The sequence below is a fragment of the Solibacillus isronensis genome (assembly GCF_023715405.1).
In the GTDB taxonomy this organism is placed as follows: domain Bacteria; phylum Bacillota; class Bacilli; order Bacillales_A; family Planococcaceae; genus Solibacillus; species Solibacillus isronensis_B.
The window spans coordinates 444,414-462,769 of record NZ_JAMBOC010000001.1; the positions used below are offsets into that span (position 1 = coordinate 444,414).

The window sequence follows — 18,356 nt, forward strand, 5'->3', positions numbered from 1 at the left end:
ATGAAATACTTTAAAACAGTAAGTTTATGATATGATGGATGAAACTGACAATTACTTGAGGTGAGGTATGTAGCATGCAGGCTAAAATAGATAAAGCAGATTGTATGTTTTTAATTTCTGATGAGACAATGTACCGATTTCAGCAGTTGATCGATGAACTTAATCTATTCACATTAATACTTCCATTCAGTGAGGAGTCTTACCAACGTTCAGTCATCATATTTGATATTTGGTATTTATTATCTACTGAAGAAATCGATCGTATTTCCAATCCGGAAAATACGATGATTTATCCAATTCGAAAATTTTTTTTGGATAAAATTAAAACCTTTCAAATAAGACGCTATATTCAGCTTGCTTTATTAGAAAACGAAAAGCTGGCGTTCATTTGTGCAATTTATATTTATTTAAAGCAGGAACAGTTTATCGTGCAAAAATTAGCAGAAAACGAGGAAGTAGCGGCAAATTTTCAAGCGTTGAAAGGCTTCAGCAGTAAAAGTTTAAGACCTTATTATGATTCAAAATATATTGAAGTTGAAAATTACCCGCAACAGCTCGCTTTATTGCAAAGTACTGTATTAAAAGAATTGCAGGTGCTTGTAATGGAATTTGAAACGTCTCTTCTTAACCTATATGAACAAGGAATTGCCGAGGCAAGTGAGATTTATGAAGCCGTATTTGGATTAATCAATGACTGGGGTGGACGAGTGACATGAAAATTTCAAACCAGATTGAACATTTGCGAAATCTCTTCAATGAGTTGCGATATATGGAACTGATTCAATTCAGCACCATTACATTGCCGATCACACTTGAAGAAAAAAGGTATGCAGAAGCACTACTATGCTATGAATATTTGGCATCAACTTATTTTGAAATAGGCAGCTATCAGAACTTTCATGCGGTCATGGATGATTATGAAAAGCTTTGTTTAACATATGGAAAAGACGAAAATAAGATGGTTTATTACTATTTGTACAGTCTTGAACATATCTTTACGAAACATCATGATGAATCAATAGAAGCAGCAAAAAAATCGCTTAAATATGCGCATCTTTTGCAAAACGATGAACTTATTATCATTAATTATTGCAATCTGGCAGCACAGTACCGTTATAAAGAAGAACCGCAAAATGCACATATCGCTATAAAGTTGGCGGAGTATTACAAACGGAAAAATCCTGCTGTCAACGCAACAATTGTTAGAGGTTATTTAGGAGCGCTCTATTATTATGCTTCAACGAGTAATGACATCATGTTTAATCAGATAAAGCATGACATTTTGCAGCATCTGGAAGGCAAACCCCCTTACTATGCGGGGAATATACTGTTTGCGGAAGCGATTTTAAACTATAGGGCTGGCTATGGGAATGAAAGCTTGGAAATGTTTGAGCAGACGTTTTTTCAATTGGAGAAACAACAGAATTATGTATTATTGTCCGTAGTTGAAAGATACCTTCAACGTTTTGGACTAATTGAGCAGTTTCGTTTTAAAAAGGAATTGCAGCATCTGATTGAAAAGTATAAAAATGAGCCCATCAGTGTACGTAAAGTACGTCACATACATGCTGACTTTTTTTTCGAAGAGGAAACGACTGCGCTTACAGTAAAATTCCCGCATGTCGTTTCGAAAGAGAGCACCATCGAGTTTGTGGAACATGCGCTTATGAACAATGAGGCAATTTACTGTATTCATTGGTGCTTTATCACAGATAAAATTGAAGAGCTGTTCGGCACCTTATTTACTGAGCAGTTATTATTTACGTTATTTGAGTCGATTTATTCGAATATTTTCGAGTATGAGGCAAAGGTTAATGTATTATCGAAAAATGAAGGAGAAGCGATTATAAAGAATATTTCCGAAAGCGACTTTTTCAAGTTGTTAATGAAGTTGGAGGAGAAACTTCGAACAACTGCTGTTCATTCGACATCAGGTGTCGTAGAAATCCCGATTCATTTTGGGTTTATCCATTCAGACCAATTAAAAAAAGAAGAAGTTTCATATGAACAATTAGTAGCCTTTGCCGATGCAAGTCTGTATTATGCTAAATCACACGGGCAACTATACATTTACAGTTAATTTAAAATAGTTTGTAAAATTCGGGCTGAAACGATACAATAGCAAGTATAGTAAAAGCGATGATGAAAAAATAGTAGTAAAGCGGCGTTTTTTTAGAGAGCTGACGGTTGGTGGAAGTCAGTAAGCGTACTTTATGAATGGATTTTCTAGCTGCACAGAGGAAATGCTGTGCCGTAGCACTCACGTTACGAGTTTTGAGTGGACTAAATGTATTTAATTTAGTCAATAAAGGTGGCACCACGGCTCTTTCGTCCTTTAAAAGCGAAAGGGCCTTTTTGTGTTCCCGAAAAGAAAAGCTGAGGAGAGATGAGCATGGCAGTAAAGACAGACAAATATGTAATGAAACAGGTAAATGGCGATACTTATACGCCTATTTCGATTTTTGAATCAATTATTGGAAAGAAAAAAGTATTATTCGAATCCAATGCAAAATTTAAGCAAAATGGACGCTATTCCTTCATTGCCTTTAATCCGGTTGGTGAACTGAAGGGAAATGCGGAATCCGGTTCTTATTCTATCCATAATCAGGAGCTGAAGACAGAACAGAAACCGGTATTAACTTTGTTGAAAGAGCTATTGCCAATTCAAAAGGAAGACGCTCCGTTCGCCTTTTTTGGCGGGGCAATCGGTTATTTTGGATATGAAACAGCCTATCATTTTGAACAAATCGGGGAAATTGTAGGTGATGTATACAATATGCCGGATGTTCATGTTTACTTTTACGAAACGTTTATCGTCATCGATCATCTGTTACAGCAAGTATCCATTGTGGCAATGGATCTGTTTCAGGCGGGTCATACGATGGCGTTGATGCAGCAAAAAGTGGATGATATCGAACAAATGATGATGTCATCTTTATCATATAAACAAACACCAGAAATCGATGTACAGTTCACACCGACTATTAAAAAAGAACGCTTTATTGAAATGGTTGAAACAGCAAAACAGCACATAAGGAATGGTGATATTTTCCAAGTCGTTTTATCTCAAACGTTTGAAGCAGATTACCGAGAAAACCCATTGACGCTTTACCGAAAATTACGGACGTCAAATGCGTCACCGTATATGTTCTTTATGGAATTTGGGGACTATACGGTACTTGGCACATCACCTGAAAGTCTAGTGAAAGTTCAAAAAGGACTTGTAACTACAAATCCGATCGCCGGAACGAAGCCGCGAGGACAGAATATACAGGAAGATGAAGCAATCGCGAATGCATTGCTGCAAGACGAAAAGGAAATTGCCGAGCATAAAATGCTTGTTGATTTAGGACGTAATGATGTTGGCCGTGTTGCGCAGATTGGAACAGTAGCTGTTACAAAATATATGGAAATCGAAAAGTATAAATATGTGATGCATATCGTTTCTGAGGTAACAGGGACATTACGAGACGATGCCCACTTAGTCGATGTTATCGCATCAAGCCTGCCAGCCGGTACGGTATCGGGTGCACCGAAAATTCGTGCAATGCAGATTATTAATGAGCTGGAACAGAGAAAGCGCGGAATTTATGCGGGTGCGATTGGTTATTTATCGGCATCAGGGGATATGGATTTAGCCCTTGCGATCCGTACAATGGTAATTAAAGATGAAAAAGCGTATGTTCAGGCAGGTGCAGGGATTGTTTATGATTCGGTCCCTGAAATGGAATATGAAGAAACATTAAATAAAGCAAAAGCGTTGCTGGAGGTGCGCAAATGATTTTACTTATCGATAATTATGATTCCTTTACGTATAATCTGTATCACCAAATCGCACAGTTTGGGGAAGACGTAAAAATTGTTCGAAATGATGCCATGACGGTTGAGGAAATCCGCACACTGCAGCCGAAAGCGATTGTTATTTCTCCGGGACCCGGGGAACCGAAAGATGCAGGTATTGTCATTGAAATGATCCGACAGCTTTATAAAGAGATTCCGATTTTGGGAATCTGCCTTGGCCATCAGTCGATTGGTGAAGCGTTCGGTGCAACGGTGAGCCGGGCAAAAAATATTATGCATGGGAAAACGAGCATGCTTCAATATGAAAAAACAGGTTTGTTTTCACGGTTCGAAGGAGAAGTCGAAGTGATGCGCTACCATTCGCTTATTATTGAAAGGCAAACATTGCATGAAGATTTCCAAGTTGTTGCTACAAGTGCAGATGATGGGGAAATTATGGCTATTCAACACGCTCACTATCCGGTATATGGGCTGCAGTTTCATCCTGAATCCATCGGTACAGAACTGGGTCCATCCATGATCAGCGAGTTTTTAAAGAAGGTGGAGGTATTGGCATGATACCGAAAGATAAACATGACATAGCAGCAGTGGAAAAACTGAAAACTGCGGAAGCCGAAGCGGTCATTCCTTTACTGCCGAAGCTGCTTGAATGGGTGCAAGATATGAACTGGCCTGTAGCGGAGCCAATGGTTGAGCTGCTGCTTCACTATCCGAATGAGCTGACGCCACTTGTTGATGAAGTGCTACGCGGGGACGATGACATGTGGATTTACTGGTGTCTCGTTGCGATAGTACCGAAGCTGCCGTTTTATTCGAAGCTCGTATTGGCAGATGCCGTCGAACAAATTGCCGCAATGGAGAGAACACCATTCAATGAAGATAATGTTGAAGCTGCTCAAGAAGCGTTACTAAGTTTTCAGCCATAATAGAGTCGCCTAATCATACATTGGTTAGGCGATTTTTTTAATAATCTTTTCGAGAAATGCGTCCAAATTAAATTTGTTTCCGTCTATAAGGGTGAAAGGAGGGCGGCTAGTGGAAATCGAGAAATTAATTGATACATACAGTGATTATTTGTACCGCATTGCCTTTATCTATACGAAGGATCGTTTAACAGCTGAAGAAGTCGTCCAAGACGTATTTATAAACTATTACCATAAATCAGGACAATTTGAACAGAGAGCATCGATTAAAACCTATTTAGTGAAGATGACAATTAACCGCTGCTATGATTATTTACGAAGCTGGAAAAACAAGAAATTCGTCATTACCCAGTTTTTTCAGCAGCATGAAAAAGGAGTGGAACAGATTTATGTCGAGAAAGAGTTACATGGTGAAGTAACCGCCGCGGTCCTTACATTACCGGTAAAAGATCGGGAAGTATTATTACTCTATTATTATGAGGAAATGACCGTGTTTGAAATCGCTGAGTTATTGGAATTGGCGGTATCGACTGTTAAATCACGTTTGCAGCGTGCGAGAGCGAAGTTGAAGCCGAAATTAAGCATGGAGGTGATGGAGGATGATTAAGGAAAAGTGGCAGCAAGAGTTAAGCAAACTACAATTAACGGAGCAACAGAAGTCAAAGTTAAAGCAAACAATTGATCAGTCGAAACGCCTGAAACGACAAACGAATTGGACCATTATAATTGCCCCGATATTTGTTTTTACAGCAGTATTTTTCCTATACTTGTTCACTAATGATGGGATCGTGTTGTCTCCTAATCAGGCATCCAGTCCGTTAGTTGAAAACAATGAACGAGAGCAATTAGCCGAAGCTATAAGAAGAGGCAAGTATGTGGCCATCATCAGTTTATTGCTGATTATCAATGGGGTTTTCGCCACAATAGTTTTCTTTACGATGAAGAGATGGAAAAAAATAGAAATGCATAAACTTCGTAAAACAGTTTATAGATTGCGCTATTTGCTTATCACACTCTCGCCATTTGTCGTCTATGCAATTGGGAGCGCAATCCAAAAGTCTGAAGTAGACATTCAGTGGCTGAATCTTTGTATTTTCGTACTTGTCATTCTTTTGCAAATCGTAGTTTTATTTTATTTTGCCCGCAATACAACGGGAGAGGTAAGCTGTCCACATTGCCGCCATTCGTATTCAAAAAAAGAGCAAATAAAAATTGTATGTAAATTAAGAATGGAATTGCGTTGTCCAACGTGCAATGAAAAATTGTTTTATTCTAAAAAGTACCGTCAAATAATCGGCGGAATCTCGATGCTTACATCGCCAACAATTATTTTCTCTTCTTCTTTTGGGTTACCGATTTTATTAACGATTCTATGTCTGACATTTTATGTACTGACTATGTTTTTTGTAGTTATGCCATTATATCTGGAAGTAACAGATGAAGAAGTATTTTTATATTAAAAAGAGCAGCCGAATTTAATCTTCGGCTGCTCACTTCTATTATAAAAATATACTTTAAAGCAATTTCGCAATATCGTTTTCTGCTTTTGTCGGTGAATCCTGTGGGGCGTAACGTTTAATGACATTACCGTCACGGTCGACTAAAAACTTCGTGAAATTCCACTTAACTGACTGTCCTAAAAGACCTTTAGCTTCAGATGATAAATGTTTAAATAAAGGATGTGCTTCTGAACCGTTCACTTTCACCATTTCGTGCATCGGGAACGTGACACCGTAATCCAGGCGGCAGAACTCGGCAGCTTCCTCACTGGAAGACAACTCCTGTTTAAATTGGTCAGAAGGGAAACCGAGTACGACAAATCCTTCCTCTTTGTATTTATCATATAATTCTTCAAGCTCTGTAAACTGATTTGTAAATCCGCACTTGCTTGCTGTATTGACAATCATCATTACCTGGCCTTTATAGCGGTCTAATTCATATTGCTCGCCTTTTTCTGTCTTAACAGGAATATCATAAATATTCATGCTTTCGTTCCTCCTCGAAACTACTAATATAATTGTTTGTACTTTTATCGTACGGAAATAAAGCCCATATGTAAAATAATCGGTATCACTTGAAAATGAAAATAAAACTCGAATGTTGTCGAAATGATGTCGGCCCTGGAACTTATCCGTTCAAATATGACATGTGTCACTGTGCCGATACTATGATTGCGCTTACATTCTTGGGAGACATAAAATTTTAACATCAAGGAGTTTTATAATGAATAAAAAGATTGCATGGGTTACAGATACTGCAGCATTATTACCAGAAAGTTTTATTAAAGAACACTCAATTCATGTGCTTGCATTGAACATCGTTTTTGAAGAAGGCGCACTTCGTGAAACAGTGGACATGACGCACGATGAATTTTACGATAAATTAAGAAATTCAACAATGCATCCAAAAACATCTCAGCCTGCATTCGGAGAGCATGTAGCTTTATATGAAAAATTAAAAGATCAGGGCTATGACTGTGCCATTGCGATTCATACTTCAGAGCAACTATCGGGTACTGTACTAAGTGCTCCAATGGCTGCAGAACAGGCGGGTTTCAAAAGCTATGTTATTGATGCGAAAATCGGTTCCTATCCAATGCAAGTCATGTTGGCACTCGGAATTGAGCTTGAAAAACAAGGACATGCCCCGGAAGCGATCGTGGAGAAAATAGAAGCAATGCGTGGCAAGGCGGAACTTGCTTTTATTCCTGCAAGCTTGGAGCAATTGCATAAAAGCGGACGTGTTTCAGGGATGGCAATGTTTCTCAGCAACTTGCTCAATATTAAACTAGTCATTGAATACAATAAAGAAGGCGGCGTTGAAGTGGCAAAAAAAGTGCGGGCTGATAATCGTGCCAGAAAAGCCGTCATAGAAAAACTTAAGCGAGCTATTTTAAAGTCACCTGTAAAAGAAGCCGCGATTATTCACTGTAATAATGAAGCAGGGGCTATCGAGTGGAAAAAGGAATTACTAAAGGAATTTCCGTCCATTCAATTTACCACTATGCCACTTTCTGCCTGTGTAGGTGTCCACGCAGGAGAAGGAACATTAGGTTTGACTTGGGTACGGGAATAAAAAAATGCAGGGCCTCTTTCTAGGCGCTCTGCATTTTTTCGTATTTAGATTGAAAGTATTGAATAAAGCCTGCAAAAATAGATGTTAATACGAGTGCTGATCCGATGAAAAGGACAACGCCAGTCCAACCATAGTGCATCCAAAAGATACCGCCGAGCGTTCCTCCAATACTTGACCCCATATAATAGGCGAACAAATACAATGAGGAAGCCTGGGCTTTATCGACTTTGGCTAAATGACTGACCCAGCCGCTTGCAATGGAATGCGCGCCGAAAAAGCCAAAAGTAAAAATAATGAGTCCGCTGATTTTTAAAGGCAAACTTACAGGGAAGGTAAGAACTGCACCTAAGATCATAATGATAATGCCGCTGTATAGAACATTTTGCCGGCCATATTGATCAGACAAGCTTCCGAACCATGTGGAGCTCCAAGTCCCTACTAAATAAACAACAAATAGCCAACTTACGAATGTCATGCTTAAATTATAGGGAGATTCGACCAGCTTGAAGCCGATATAATTATACATTGTCACAAAGCTGCCCATTAAAGTAAATCCAATCCCGAACAATAAAACAAGTCGTCTATCTTTTATATGCTGAAACAGTGTCTTAGTCAGTAATCGAAATTGTAATGGACGTGGTGTGAAATGTGTGGAATCCGGTAATGCCCAGACGAAGTAACAACTGATAATAATGCTTAAAACCCCGAGTACGATCATTCCGATTTGCCAGCTGAATAAATCACTCATCGTGCCGATTATAATACGGCCCGATAATCCGCCAATCGCATTTCCGCTTATGTAAAGACCCATTGCCACACCTAAGCTTGATGGTTCCATTTCTTCTCCTAAATAAGCCATTGCAATGGCAGGAACCCCGGCAAACACAAAACCTTGAATGATTCGCAGTGCGAGAATCGATTCAAAATTAGGAGCAAATGCCAGTGCGAGTGTTAAAACGGATGCCGCAAATATGGAAGCGGTCATCAATTTTTTTCGCCCCCAAGCTTCCGACAATGAACCGAACAGTAATAGGCTAAATGCCAAAACAGAGGTAGCAGCAGATAACGATAAACTGGCTACCGCAGGAGAGACATTGTAATCATATGAAAACTGGGGCATTAGCGGCTGCGTAATATAAAGGTTGGCAAAGGTAATAAAACCTGCAGCAAATAACGCGATATTCGTCATTTTAAAAGCTTTTGTTCCTCTTTTTATATAGTCCATTTAATCCCTTCAATCTTGAAAACTTTTGGATAATTGGTAGTTTAGTATGGAAGAAGGCTTGCTTGTTATCTATAATTTAAATTTACAATTATTCGGTTGGTTGCCCTGTTAGCACTTGGGCAATTTCTTCGATTGTCATATCGGAGCGGAGATCAAATGCGCCTTTTTGAATAGAACGCGCAAATTCCGGTTTGGCCAAATAAAGCTCAAGCTCTCGGCCGTTAGTGACAATACCTAGGTCTTCCGCTTGTTGACCGATTGTATAAATAGAGACATTTTCATAAATATAAATGGTCTCTTGCACAACGTCTGAATTGTTTTCTTCCTTTGTAGAGGCTGTTTTCTCTTCGGTTGTACTAGTTGTTTGCACGTCAGCTTTTTTAGACTTGGCGGAATCCGGGTTTTGCTCATTTAACTGTTTTGTCAATTTTGCGATCTGTTTTTCATAGTCGTCTAATTGCTTTTCGTAAGCAGCATTTTCTTTCTGACTGGAATCAGAAGGCAACTTGTCGAACAATGCCATGCTTGCACCTGCCACAAAAAGACCGATACCAAATGCTCGCAAAGATGATTTCATTGTTGACCTCCATTTGCTAAAATCGATTGGATTTGAGCATGTGATAATGTTGAACGCTTACTGATTTCCTCAATCGATAGGCCTTGGCTATTGAGAGCGAGCACCTGACTAACTAAAATACCGTTAATCGTCGGTTTCGCGCTCTTTTGCGGAGCTGCCTTAGAAGCCGTACCATAGCTTTGGGCCGCTTTTACTTGGGCTGCTACTTGCTGGAAAGATGAAAAGGCAGCTTGCTGTTCTGAATTTTGCTGTTGTTGGACAGAAGAAGGTTTGCGTACTTGAAAATTTGGTTCTACAAGCAGTTCCTCTTCCAATGCTTTTACGCGTCGTTTTAAAGCATTTGTTTCTTGATAAATATTGATCGATAAATCTTCGACATCTCTTTCAACTTTTGCTGATTTATCTTTAAACAATAGGGATATAATAATGACAGCAATTCCAGCAATCATTAATATTGAAGAAAGTCCCATATGAAGTCCTCCATTTCTTGTTATCTATGTCATTGTATTGACCGTAAACTTGCAATTGAAGTGAGTAATCGTTTTCTTACTGCAGGATTCCCTTTATTTTAACATAGTAAAACTTATTAAGAAATCATACTAGATTTTTTAAAACAGTGTGTTATAATAGGTAAGTCGTATAAATCATGCTCAAATAAATTTATTCTTAATTTAGAGTAGGAGGGTTAATGATGCGCGTAAACATTACTTTAGCTTGCACAGACTGCGGCGAACGTAACTACATTTCAAAAAAGAACAAGCGTAACAATCCAGAGCGTCTTGAACTTAAAAAATATTGCTCTCGCGAGAAGAAGTACACTCTTCACCGTGAAACAAAGTAATAATCGCTCATTTAGCCAAAACCACTCGTTGGTTTTGGCTTTTTACTTGGTATCCTATTAAATTTTACTATGATGATTCAACGAATTTGATTTATGATAGTAATGTTTAACTTAAAACAGCTTTATTGAAAGTAGGGATTTGTTTGGAGAAAAGAGACTATCGTATTAAAGTGCAGGAAAAGTTGTCCAATATGACCGATCAGGAATATCGTGAACGTTCATTGGAAATCGCTCAGCAATTATTACAGGAACCATCTATTCAAAAAGCAAATATTATAGCAATTACTTTATCAAATCAGCCGGAAGTGGATACGACGTTTATTATTGAAGAATTATGGAAATTAAATAAATATGTTGCAGTTCCGAAATGTAATCCGAAAGATCGCTCGATGGAGTTTTACAAAATTAACAGTTTTGATGAAACCGAACGAGCTTATCAAAATATATTAGAACCGATACGAGAAAGAACGGAACTGGTCGAAAAAGAACGAATTGATGTCATGGTCGTGCCGGGGGTTGTCTTCGATCATCACGGTTACCGCATCGGATTTGGCGGGGGCTATTATGACCGCTATTTAGTTGGCTTTAATGGAATGCGGATATCCTTAGCATTTGAGGAGCAGTTGTTAAACGAAATACCGAGAGAATCACATGATCTTCCGGTACATATACTACTTACAGACAAAAATCGCATTATCTGCGAATAATTGGTGGAGGAACGAGAATGAAGTCAATGTTGGATGTGCTGGGCATCTTAAAACAATACGGCATTTACATTTATACAAAGGACCGTATTGGGGATTTATACTTAATGGAAGATGAAATTAAGGAATTATATAAATCGAAATTTATTGATACGAAAGATTTTCAGATGGCTTTGTTAATCCTGCGTCAGGAAGAGCAAAGACTTAAAGCAGGAAAATAACTGGAATTTAGCGTATAATAGTATGAATCGTATAGAGGTATGCTTGTTTACTCAGGGTTTTAAACTTTTTGACGAACATACCCTAAGTGAAACAGCGGGAATAAACCGCTGTTTTCATATTTAACGAAACCTTTTCAAGTTTAATACGTACTAAATAATAGTGCTATTTTATGAATGTAAACTGTTTAAATGAAATATTGTTGCGGATTTGTTTGAAAAGCTTTAACATAGATTTTGTTTGAATGGAATTTACACAAATAAAACAATGTATTTAAAAAAAATCGAATATGTAAAGAGAGGATGTATAGGATATGAAAGATTTTAAATGGCCTAAACATTCGATATTAGCGATTGCCGTAATAGCAACCTGGATTAAAACTGTAATTGTTTATGAAACTAGCTTTGATATGAAGATAGAAAATGCAATGCAATTGTTAATTTTGTTTATCAATCCATTAAGTTTCTTATTATTCTTCTATGGATTGTCATTATTCTTGAAATCACAAAAAGCGCGAAATCGCTATATTGTCGGCAGTAGTATTTTACTGGCCTTAGTATTATACGGAAATGTTGCCTTTTACCGTTTCTACAATGACTTTGTAACATTGCCTGTTTTATTCCAAACGAGTAATTTTGGAGAGTTAGGTACATCAGCTGCAGCAATCATCAGCTGGATGGATTTGTTCTATTTTGTTGATGTATTACTGATTATTATTGCTGTGAAACTTTTACCGAAAGTGGAAGAGCAGTTACTGCCAATACGTAAAGATGCGCGAAAAGCATACTTTGTTATGACGGCAGCTATTTTATTTTTAAACTTAGGTTTAGCAGAAACAGAGCGTCCGCAATTATTGACACGTGCATTTGACCGTGAATTGTTAGTGAAAAATATCGGAACATATAACTATCATCTTTACGATGTATATGTTCAGTCGAAATCGTCTGCACAGCGTGCGTTGGCAGATGGCAGTGAGCTTGTTGAAGTGAGCAACTACGTTCGCGCAAACCAGGCGGAACCTAATGTTGAAATGTTCGGCAAGTATGAAGGCCGCAATGTAATTGCAGTTTCCCTGGAATCATTGCAGTCATTTGTTATTAATGAGGAAATGAATGGGGAAGTAGTAACACCGTTCCTGAATTCATTGACAAACGATAAAGATACGTATTACTTCAGTGATTTTTACCACCAGACTGGATTAGGAAAAACTTCGGATTCTGAGTTTATTTTTGAAAACTCGTTATATGGCTTAGGTCGAGGTGCAGTATTCTTTACACATGGTGAAAATACGTATAACTCCTTTGCAGAGCGCTTAGGGGAAAATGGATATTTTACAAATGTTATGCATGCGAACAACAAATCATTCTGGAACCGTGATATGATTTACAAATCATTTAAATTAGATCAGTTCTATGATCTCGAATCATACAATGTTACAGAAGAAACATCTGTAAACTGGGGATTAAAGGATATTCCATTCTTTGAACAATCTGCAGCATTAATGAAAGAAATGCCACAGCCGTTTTACAGCCGTCTAATTACTTTAACAAACCACTATCCGTTCTATTTGGACCCGGAAGATATAATGATACCTGAATATGATTCAAATTCAGGAACATTAAATCGCTATTTCCAAACAGTTCGCTATTTGGATGAATCGGTGAAAGAATTCTTCGATGATTTAAAAGAACAAGGTTTATATGAAAATTCGATTATCGTGATGTACGGAGACCACTACGGAATTTCCGAAAATCATAATAAAGCAATGGCAAAATATTTAAATAAAGAAGAAATCACACCATATGACAGTGCGCTTTTACAGGCTGTCCCATTATATATCCACATTCCTGGTTCAAATGATGGACAAGTGATGGATAATGCAGCGGGTCAGTTGGATATTCGTCCGACATTACTGCATCTGTTAGGTATTGAGACTTCAAAAGATATGCAATTAGGTGCTGACCTTTTCTCGGAAGAACATGAGGATTTCGTTATTTTCCGTGATGGTCGCTTCGTAACAAATCAATATGTGTATGCAGGTGAAGTATGCTACGACCGTGATACGGGAGAAGCAATCGATACGGAAGCATGTCAGCCATTTATTGATCGTGCAACTCAAGAACTAGAATACTCGGATCAGATTATTAATGGTGACCTGTTGCGTTTCTATGATACAGAAACAGGGAACTTGCTGATTGATACGAACTATAAAAATTAAAGCTGTCCCGGAGAAATCCGGGAACAGCTTTTTTGTCCATATAAAAAACGTATTGCTTCTAAAGCAATACGTTTTTCGGTTGCAATTAATGAGTTGGTGGATAGCCTTGATTTAATACCGTCATAATGACGAACCAACCGAAAACACCAGCAGCTAAAGCGTTGAAGGCAGCAGCTAAAAGGTTTTTCTCTTTGATTGATTGGAATATGCCAATTACGCCAAAAATTGCAACTAGACCAAAAATAACCATTAATAAGTTCATAAAAAATTGACACTCCTTTCGACATTCCAAAAAATGTCTCAACAATATTCCTCTTTTATTGTAAAGGTTTCCAAATCGTTTGTCGAGAACTAAAAGTGGCGTTTGTTTGAACGATAACTTTCACTATGAGAACGATAGAAAAAATGTATAATGGAAACTGAGGTGATGATTTATGTTAAATGTTAGAAAATATAGTCTAGGACCGATCCAAACGAATTGCTACATTGTCAGCAATAAAGAAAAAGACTGCTTAATTTTCGATCCAGGTGAAGAAGGGGCACGCATTGTAAATGAATTACGTAAAAATGGCTTAAACCCATTAGCTATTTTATTAACCCATACACATTTTGATCATATCGGTGGAGTGGATGCGATACGGGCAATATATAATATTCCGCTGTATGTCCATGAAAAAGAAGTGGACTGGCTTGCTGATCCGATGAAAAATGGTTCCGGCAAATATGCGGAATTGCCAAATTATATCGTGAAAAAGCCTGAAGGAGAACATATTATACGAAAAGAAGGGGAAATGACAATCGGTGCATTTACCTTTACGGTAGCCCATACACCAGGGCATTCTCCGGGAAGTGTATCCTTTATTTTTAAAGATGACGCTTTTGCGATTGTAGGCGATACATTATTCGAACAAAGCATTGGACGGACTGATTTAATCGGTGGTTCGATGAATATCTTGTTGAAATCGATTCACGACAAGCTTTTATCATTACCGGAAGATACAATTATTTATCCAGGGCATGGTGACTACACGACACCTGCTGCAGAAATGGACTCCAACCCGTTTTTAAATGGCTTTTAACTTGCTTGTAAATAAAAAACGACCGCTCTCTATTAAAGAGCGTGTCGTTTTTTAATGTCCTCCACCTGGAGTGTGTATGAATGTTGTGTAATAGGTGAAACCGGCGAAGAAAACAGTTAAGTATGCGCCAAAAATGTACATGTACATGCGTTCTGAAAGATTTAAGAAGCCTAATAATAAAAATAAACCTGTATTACCTACGAATAATAGCGAAACCTCGTTCATACCACCAAGGTAGAACATAACGGCGAAAATAGCAGTCCAGAATGCCATAACTTTATACATATTGCTCATGAAATATCCCTCCTTTTCTAAAAAAATAGAATAGTCTCTCATTCATTATAAATCAAGTTTCTGGATAATGTAAACTGGGAGATATGGAAGAGTTGTGACAAACGCATGTTTTTTCCATTAATTGTGTACGGAAATTTTGTATTTACAAAAGTCACAGTCACTTACCATGCTTTCCATTTTCGTAATTTCATTTCGGTCAAACAATGTATCAACTTGTCCATACAAATAGGATTCATGGAGCTGGCAAACAATTTCTCCGTAGTTCGATATTTGTTCTTGGAAGGGGCAGTTGAAAAGCGAAAATATGATTGATTTGGAATGGTTATGCTCAATTACTTCCGGAATATAACCGATTAAAGTGGCGCTTTTAGTTAACATGGCCAATTTCTCGTCAAAAGTAAATGGAGATTTTCGTTTAATTGAATTCATTTGTTCAAGTATCGATTGTTTCCCATCGCGATAACTGATTTCCTGTGCTTTACTCAACGCTGCGTCACCAAGCTCGCGAATAAGTTCAAGTGACCATTTAATTAATGAAGATGTGTCGCGTCTAGGAATGCTTAAATTGATTCCTTCTTGTTTTGCTTTATATACTCTTCCAGGTCGCCCGCCTTTTCCGGTTTTTAAATGTTCGGAGGAAATGGCGCCGATTTCTGCAAGTTTAGTTAGATGCAAACGTGCTACATTGGAATGGATTTTAAATTGTTCTGCAATATCCTGGACGGATAAAAATTGCTTTTGCTGCAGCATAAATTCATAAATAGAAAACCGTGTTTCATCTGCAAAAGTACTTGAAATTTTAATCGGATGTATCATATGTAAACCCCCAATACGGTAAAAATTTAAATATACTAACTTTAATATTATTCTACATGAAATATTAGTAAATTTGTTAATATTGAAAGAAAATTCCTACTAAAAAGAAATTTTATCTGTTTTTATATGAAATACTGGACAATCCATTTATAATGGAGTCACATCTAACTAATTGATGAAGGGGTGATTACCATAAAACAATTATCGATCATTGAACAAAATTGTTTGGAGCTTTTATCTAAGGCAACACAGCTTAATGTTACAGACATCCACTTACTCCCTAGAGAAGGATGCTATGATCTGTTAATGAGAAAATACGGCCGTTTTGAAAAGGAAGATGAACTCCCTACAGAGCTCGCTACCCGTATGATTTCCTATTTTAAATTTCTTTCTTCGCTTGATATTAGTGAAAAGCGAAAGCCTCAAAGTGGTTCCTTCCAAAAATTTATCGACCGGTCCATGTATGCCTTCAGGATTTCAACGTTACCTTCCAGCTTCTTTAAAGAAAGTTTAGCAGTTCGAATATTACGGCAGAACTACACCGTCCCGTTACAGACATTATGTCACTTCCGGGAAAGTGTTGAACAGTTGTATAGATTGTCCAGACTGGAGAGTGGGTTATTATTACTTAGCGGTGCGACCGGATCGGGCAAAACAACAACATTATATTCATTGCTCCAATATTGTTCGAAGCATTTATCTCGACATGTCATTTCTTTGGAGGATCCAGTGGAAAGCAGGCAAGAACAGCTCTTGCAAATTCAAGTGAACGAGCGAGCCGGAATGACGTATTCAGCAGGTCTAAAGGCAATTTTAAGACATTCTCCCGAAGTGATTATGCTCGGAGAGATTCGGGACAGAGAAACAGCAAAGGTCGCAATAGAAGCGGCGTTTTCCGGACACCTCGTAATTTCGACGATACATGCAAAGGATACGGTGAACTGTATTTACCGTCTGCATGACTTGTCGGTTTCATTTGAGGAAATGCGGCAGATGCTAAGAGCTGTTGTTTCTCAGCGTCTAATCGAAACAGAGGATAACGGCTATAAAGCTATTTTTGAATTTTTAACTGATGATCAATTACAGCTTGCCTTTGAATCCATCATCCAAGAAAAATCATTTACATTACCTTTTGATCAAACATTGGCAGGTCAAATCGCAAAACTTCATGAGGATTACTATGAATATACCACTCCTTAAAAATGCAACATCAGCTACTTTGTTTAAAAAACCTATTATAAAGTCCTCTGAGCTTCCTACATTACTCCAACGAATCTCCACACTGTTAAATGAAGGCTATACATTTGCCCACAGTATCGAAATGCTGCTGCCTTATCATGTAAAACATTATGAACCGGTCCAACAGGAAATTTCGAATATATTGCGCGGGGGTGGCAGTGCAACTCAAGTTTTTCAGCTGCTTTGTCTTGATAAACAATATTTAGTGTCAATTGAGTTGGCAGAAGTGACGGGCAAGTTAAGTGAAGCGATTGGTCTTGTCGCAAAGCAGCTCGTTTTTCAACAGCAGGCGAAAATGAAACTAATAAAAGTGATGTCGTATCCGCTCATTTTATTTACATTTTTAATAATACTGTTTTTAGCCTTTCGAACGTATTTTCTGCCGAATATGTCTTCAGTTATTACATCCCGCGTCCAAAGTGGATCGTCCGCCAGCATTCAGTGGTCGAAGTTTTTCCTCCATATGCCAGACTATATTATTGCAGTTGGTATTGCTCTCGGTATTGTCCTCTCCCTTTTTATTTATCAAATCCGTAAGAAACGAATTGATTTGCAGCTCCATCTACTGTTTAGGCTCCCGTTAATCGGTCTTTTTTGGCGCCTATTTCTGACGAGACAATTTGCCCGCCATTTAGGCAATCTATTATTAGCCGGCTTCTCGCTCCAAAAAGCATTCGATCATTTAAAATCCCAACATCACCAAAAGCACATTGCGTATATTGCAGGTATACTCCAAGAACGCATTCTTATTGGCGATTCATTGGAGCGTGCAGTTGAAATCGTCGGCTACTTTTATCCGAAATTTGAACATTTTATTGCCCACGGTGAGGCGAGCGGCTTGTTAGGACGGGAACTTATTTTATATTGCGAGCTTTTGGATGAAAAGCTTCAGAAAGTAATTGAACAAATCTTGGCGATAATTCAGCCGCTGCTATTTGTGATCATTGCCATTTGCGTAATTGCTGCATATTTAAGTATTTTAATTCCGATGTATGATGTCATTGATTTTATATAAGAAGAGGTGGATCAGATGAAAAATGAAAAAGGATTTACGTTAGTAGAGATGCTTGTTGTTTTATTAATCATCTCCATTTTAATATTGGTTACAATTCCCAACGTTTCAAAACACTTCGCATCAATCGATGAAAAAGGTTGTAATGCTTATATTCTCATGCTTCAAGGACAAGTCGAAGCATATAAACTGAACAAAAATGAATATCCAGCTTCGGTCTCGGATTTAATTGACGAGGGGTATATTGTAGAAAAGGACTTAAAATGTCCGGATAATACGGAAATTAAAATAGTGGATGGTAAAGTCATTGGACCGGGGAACAGCAAAACGTAA

At 37.9% G+C, this 18,356-nt stretch carries 23 protein-coding genes and 1 other annotated feature; of the genes, 16 read left to right on the top strand and 7 right to left on the bottom strand.

The window, feature by feature from the left end; translation table 11 throughout:
• Positions 1 to 74: 74 nt before the first annotated feature.
• The 7 genes from M3166_RS02145 to M3166_RS02175 all read left to right on the top strand — a co-directional run bounded on the left by M3166_RS02145 (position 75) and on the right by M3166_RS02175 (position 6,184).
• A complete protein-coding gene (locus M3166_RS02145; protein WP_251686898.1) occupies positions 75 to 716 on the top strand; it encodes an ATPase in 642 nt (213 codons plus the stop codon).
• On the top strand, positions 713 to 2,080 hold the full coding sequence (locus M3166_RS02150) for a hypothetical protein (RefSeq protein ID WP_251686900.1): 1,368 nt from the start codon (positions 713 to 715) through the stop codon (positions 2,078 to 2,080). Before M3166_RS02145 ends, M3166_RS02150 begins: the two co-directional genes overlap by 4 nt.
• Positions 2,081 to 2,130: 50 nt before the next feature.
• Positions 2,131 to 2,339, top strand: a binding site (T-box leader).
• Positions 2,340 to 2,392: 53 nt separating this feature from the next.
• Positions 2,393 to 3,781 carry an anthranilate synthase component I gene (gene trpE, locus M3166_RS02155; protein WP_251686902.1) on the top strand — a complete coding sequence of 463 codons (1,389 nt, stop codon included), beginning with the start codon at positions 2,393 to 2,395 and terminating at the stop codon, positions 3,779 to 3,781.
• Positions 3,778 to 4,359, top strand: a complete 582-nt coding sequence (locus M3166_RS02160; protein ID WP_251686904.1) for an anthranilate synthase component II — start codon at positions 3,778 to 3,780, stop codon at positions 4,357 to 4,359. Before trpE ends, M3166_RS02160 begins: the two co-directional genes overlap by 4 nt.
• Positions 4,356 to 4,727 (top strand): DUF5071 domain-containing protein, encoded by a 372-nt coding sequence (locus M3166_RS02165; RefSeq protein ID WP_251686906.1) that lies wholly within the window; start codon positions 4,356 to 4,358, stop codon positions 4,725 to 4,727. Before M3166_RS02160 ends, M3166_RS02165 begins: the two co-directional genes overlap by 4 nt.
• Before the next feature lie 109 nt (positions 4,728 to 4,836).
• A complete protein-coding gene (locus tag M3166_RS02170; RefSeq protein ID WP_251686908.1) occupies positions 4,837 to 5,331 on the top strand; it encodes an RNA polymerase sigma factor in 495 nt (164 codons plus the stop codon).
• Positions 5,324 to 6,184, top strand: coding sequence for a TIGR04104 family putative zinc finger protein (locus M3166_RS02175; protein WP_251686910.1), 861 nt, complete (start codon positions 5,324 to 5,326; stop codon positions 6,182 to 6,184). The genes M3166_RS02170 and M3166_RS02175 overlap by 8 nt, the downstream gene beginning before the upstream one ends.
• Before the next feature lie 54 nt (positions 6,185 to 6,238).
• Here M3166_RS02175 and M3166_RS02180 read toward each other — a convergent pair whose 3' ends face one another.
• A complete protein-coding gene (locus M3166_RS02180; protein WP_251686912.1) occupies positions 6,239 to 6,709 on the bottom strand; it encodes a glutathione peroxidase in 471 nt (156 codons plus the stop codon).
• Positions 6,710 to 6,947: 238 nt separating this feature from the next.
• Between M3166_RS02180 and M3166_RS02185 the strand changes: the two genes are divergently transcribed.
• Entirely contained in the window at positions 6,948 to 7,799 is an 852-nt protein-coding gene (locus M3166_RS02185; RefSeq protein ID WP_251686915.1) for a DegV family protein, read from the top strand.
• A 19-nt stretch (positions 7,800 to 7,818) separates the two neighbouring features.
• Here the strand turns inward: M3166_RS02185 and M3166_RS02190 are convergent, their stop codons facing one another.
• From M3166_RS02190 to M3166_RS02200, 3 genes are all read right to left on the bottom strand, one after another.
• Positions 7,819 to 9,024 carry an MFS transporter gene (locus M3166_RS02190; protein ID WP_251686917.1) on the bottom strand — a complete coding sequence of 402 codons (1,206 nt, stop codon included), beginning with the start codon at positions 9,022 to 9,024 and terminating at the stop codon, positions 7,819 to 7,821.
• A gap of 88 nt (positions 9,025 to 9,112) precedes the next feature.
• Positions 9,113 to 9,601, bottom strand: coding sequence for a hypothetical protein (locus M3166_RS02195; RefSeq protein ID WP_251686919.1), 489 nt, complete (start codon positions 9,599 to 9,601; stop codon positions 9,113 to 9,115).
• Positions 9,598 to 10,071, bottom strand: a complete 474-nt coding sequence (locus tag M3166_RS02200; protein ID WP_251686921.1) for a hypothetical protein — start codon at positions 10,069 to 10,071, stop codon at positions 9,598 to 9,600. The genes M3166_RS02195 and M3166_RS02200 overlap by 4 nt, the downstream gene beginning before the upstream one ends.
• A gap of 221 nt (positions 10,072 to 10,292) precedes the next feature.
• Between M3166_RS02200 and rpmG the strand changes: the two genes are divergently transcribed.
• From rpmG to M3166_RS02220, 4 genes are all read left to right on the top strand, one after another.
• Positions 10,293 to 10,442, top strand: a complete 150-nt coding sequence (gene rpmG, locus M3166_RS02205; RefSeq protein WP_008408521.1) for a 50S ribosomal protein L33 — start codon at positions 10,293 to 10,295, stop codon at positions 10,440 to 10,442.
• Positions 10,443 to 10,585: 143 nt separating this feature from the next.
• Positions 10,586 to 11,149: a 5-formyltetrahydrofolate cyclo-ligase gene (locus M3166_RS02210; RefSeq protein WP_251686923.1), complete on the top strand. Its 564-nt coding sequence runs from the start codon at positions 10,586 to 10,588 to the stop codon at positions 11,147 to 11,149.
• Between the two features lie 17 nt (positions 11,150 to 11,166).
• Positions 11,167 to 11,367, top strand: a complete 201-nt coding sequence (locus M3166_RS02215; protein WP_251686925.1) for a YqgQ family protein — start codon at positions 11,167 to 11,169, stop codon at positions 11,365 to 11,367.
• A gap of 311 nt (positions 11,368 to 11,678) precedes the next feature.
• The gene (locus M3166_RS02220) at positions 11,679 to 13,583 is read left to right on the top strand and encodes an LTA synthase family protein (protein WP_251686927.1); all 1,905 of its coding nucleotides are present in this window, start codon (positions 11,679 to 11,681) and stop codon (positions 13,581 to 13,583) included.
• A gap of 85 nt (positions 13,584 to 13,668) precedes the next feature.
• On the opposite strand, the gene M3166_RS02225 is transcribed toward M3166_RS02220, so the two are convergent.
• Complete coding sequence (locus M3166_RS02225) at positions 13,669 to 13,845, bottom strand: DUF2759 domain-containing protein (RefSeq protein WP_008404364.1); 177 nt, start codon at positions 13,843 to 13,845, stop codon at positions 13,669 to 13,671.
• A 172-nt stretch (positions 13,846 to 14,017) separates the two neighbouring features.
• Between M3166_RS02225 and M3166_RS02230 the strand changes: the two genes are divergently transcribed.
• A complete protein-coding gene (locus tag M3166_RS02230; protein WP_251686929.1) occupies positions 14,018 to 14,662 on the top strand; it encodes an MBL fold metallo-hydrolase in 645 nt (214 codons plus the stop codon).
• A 51-nt stretch (positions 14,663 to 14,713) separates the two neighbouring features.
• On the opposite strand, the gene M3166_RS02235 is transcribed toward M3166_RS02230, so the two are convergent.
• Positions 14,714 to 14,956, bottom strand: a complete 243-nt coding sequence (locus M3166_RS02235; RefSeq protein ID WP_008404362.1) for a DUF2626 family protein — start codon at positions 14,954 to 14,956, stop codon at positions 14,714 to 14,716.
• A gap of 117 nt (positions 14,957 to 15,073) precedes the next feature.
• Positions 15,074 to 15,772 carry a helix-turn-helix transcriptional regulator gene (locus M3166_RS02240; protein WP_251686932.1) on the bottom strand — a complete coding sequence of 233 codons (699 nt, stop codon included), beginning with the start codon at positions 15,770 to 15,772 and terminating at the stop codon, positions 15,074 to 15,076.
• Positions 15,773 to 15,955: 183 nt separating this feature from the next.
• Here M3166_RS02240 and comGA point away from each other — a divergent pair, with 183 nt between their 5' ends.
• The 3 genes from comGA to comGC are packed head-to-tail and all read left to right on the top strand — an operon-like array spanning position 15,956 to position 18,356.
• Positions 15,956 to 16,972 (top strand): competence type IV pilus ATPase ComGA, encoded by a 1,017-nt coding sequence (gene comGA, locus M3166_RS02245; RefSeq protein ID WP_251686934.1) that lies wholly within the window; start codon positions 15,956 to 15,958, stop codon positions 16,970 to 16,972.
• Positions 16,953 to 18,026: a competence type IV pilus assembly protein ComGB gene (gene comGB / locus M3166_RS02250; RefSeq protein WP_251686936.1), complete on the top strand. Its 1,074-nt coding sequence runs from the start codon at positions 16,953 to 16,955 to the stop codon at positions 18,024 to 18,026. Before comGA ends, comGB begins: the two co-directional genes overlap by 20 nt.
• Positions 18,027 to 18,041: 15 nt before the next feature.
• A complete protein-coding gene (gene comGC / locus M3166_RS02255; RefSeq protein WP_251686938.1) occupies positions 18,042 to 18,356 on the top strand; it encodes a competence type IV pilus major pilin ComGC in 315 nt (104 codons plus the stop codon).

Excerpts from the sequence above, each read along its gene's own strand:
- M3166_RS02200 (WP_251686921.1), bottom strand. The coding sequence starts at position 10,071 with ATGGGACTTTCTTCAATATTAATGATTGCTGGAATTGCTGTCATTATT.
- M3166_RS02190 (WP_251686917.1), bottom strand. The coding sequence starts at position 9,024 with ATGGACTATATAAAAAGAGGAACAAAAGCTTTTAAAATGACGAATATC.
- M3166_RS02175 (WP_251686910.1), top strand. The coding sequence starts at position 5,324 with ATGATTAAGGAAAAGTGGCAGCAAGAGTTAAGCAAACTACAATTAACG.
- trpE (WP_251686902.1), top strand. The coding sequence starts at position 2,393 with ATGGCAGTAAAGACAGACAAATATGTAATGAAACAGGTAAATGGCGAT.
- comGC (WP_251686938.1), top strand. The coding sequence starts at position 18,042 with ATGAAAAATGAAAAAGGATTTACGTTAGTAGAGATGCTTGTTGTTTTA.
- M3166_RS02180 (WP_251686912.1), bottom strand. The coding sequence starts at position 6,709 with ATGAATATTTATGATATTCCTGTTAAGACAGAAAAAGGCGAGCAATAT.
- M3166_RS02145 (WP_251686898.1), top strand. The coding sequence starts at position 75 with ATGCAGGCTAAAATAGATAAAGCAGATTGTATGTTTTTAATTTCTGAT.
- M3166_RS02230 (WP_251686929.1), top strand. The coding sequence starts at position 14,018 with ATGTTAAATGTTAGAAAATATAGTCTAGGACCGATCCAAACGAATTGC.
- M3166_RS02150 (WP_251686900.1), top strand. The coding sequence starts at position 713 with ATGAAAATTTCAAACCAGATTGAACATTTGCGAAATCTCTTCAATGAG.
- M3166_RS02225 (WP_008404364.1), bottom strand. The coding sequence starts at position 13,845 with ATGAACTTATTAATGGTTATTTTTGGTCTAGTTGCAATTTTTGGCGTA.
- M3166_RS02160 (WP_251686904.1), top strand. The coding sequence starts at position 3,778 with ATGATTTTACTTATCGATAATTATGATTCCTTTACGTATAATCTGTAT.
- M3166_RS02195 (WP_251686919.1), bottom strand. The coding sequence starts at position 9,601 with ATGAAATCATCTTTGCGAGCATTTGGTATCGGTCTTTTTGTGGCAGGT.
- M3166_RS02215 (WP_251686925.1), top strand. The coding sequence starts at position 11,167 with ATGAAGTCAATGTTGGATGTGCTGGGCATCTTAAAACAATACGGCATT.
- M3166_RS02220 (WP_251686927.1), top strand. The coding sequence starts at position 11,679 with ATGAAAGATTTTAAATGGCCTAAACATTCGATATTAGCGATTGCCGTA.
- M3166_RS02235 (WP_008404362.1), bottom strand. The coding sequence starts at position 14,956 with ATGAGCAATATGTATAAAGTTATGGCATTCTGGACTGCTATTTTCGCC.
- comGB (WP_251686936.1), top strand. The coding sequence starts at position 16,953 with ATGAATATACCACTCCTTAAAAATGCAACATCAGCTACTTTGTTTAAA.
- M3166_RS02240 (WP_251686932.1), bottom strand. The coding sequence starts at position 15,772 with ATGATACATCCGATTAAAATTTCAAGTACTTTTGCAGATGAAACACGG.
- M3166_RS02165 (WP_251686906.1), top strand. The coding sequence starts at position 4,356 with ATGATACCGAAAGATAAACATGACATAGCAGCAGTGGAAAAACTGAAA.
- rpmG (WP_008408521.1), top strand. The coding sequence starts at position 10,293 with ATGCGCGTAAACATTACTTTAGCTTGCACAGACTGCGGCGAACGTAAC.
- M3166_RS02185 (WP_251686915.1), top strand. The coding sequence starts at position 6,948 with ATGAATAAAAAGATTGCATGGGTTACAGATACTGCAGCATTATTACCA.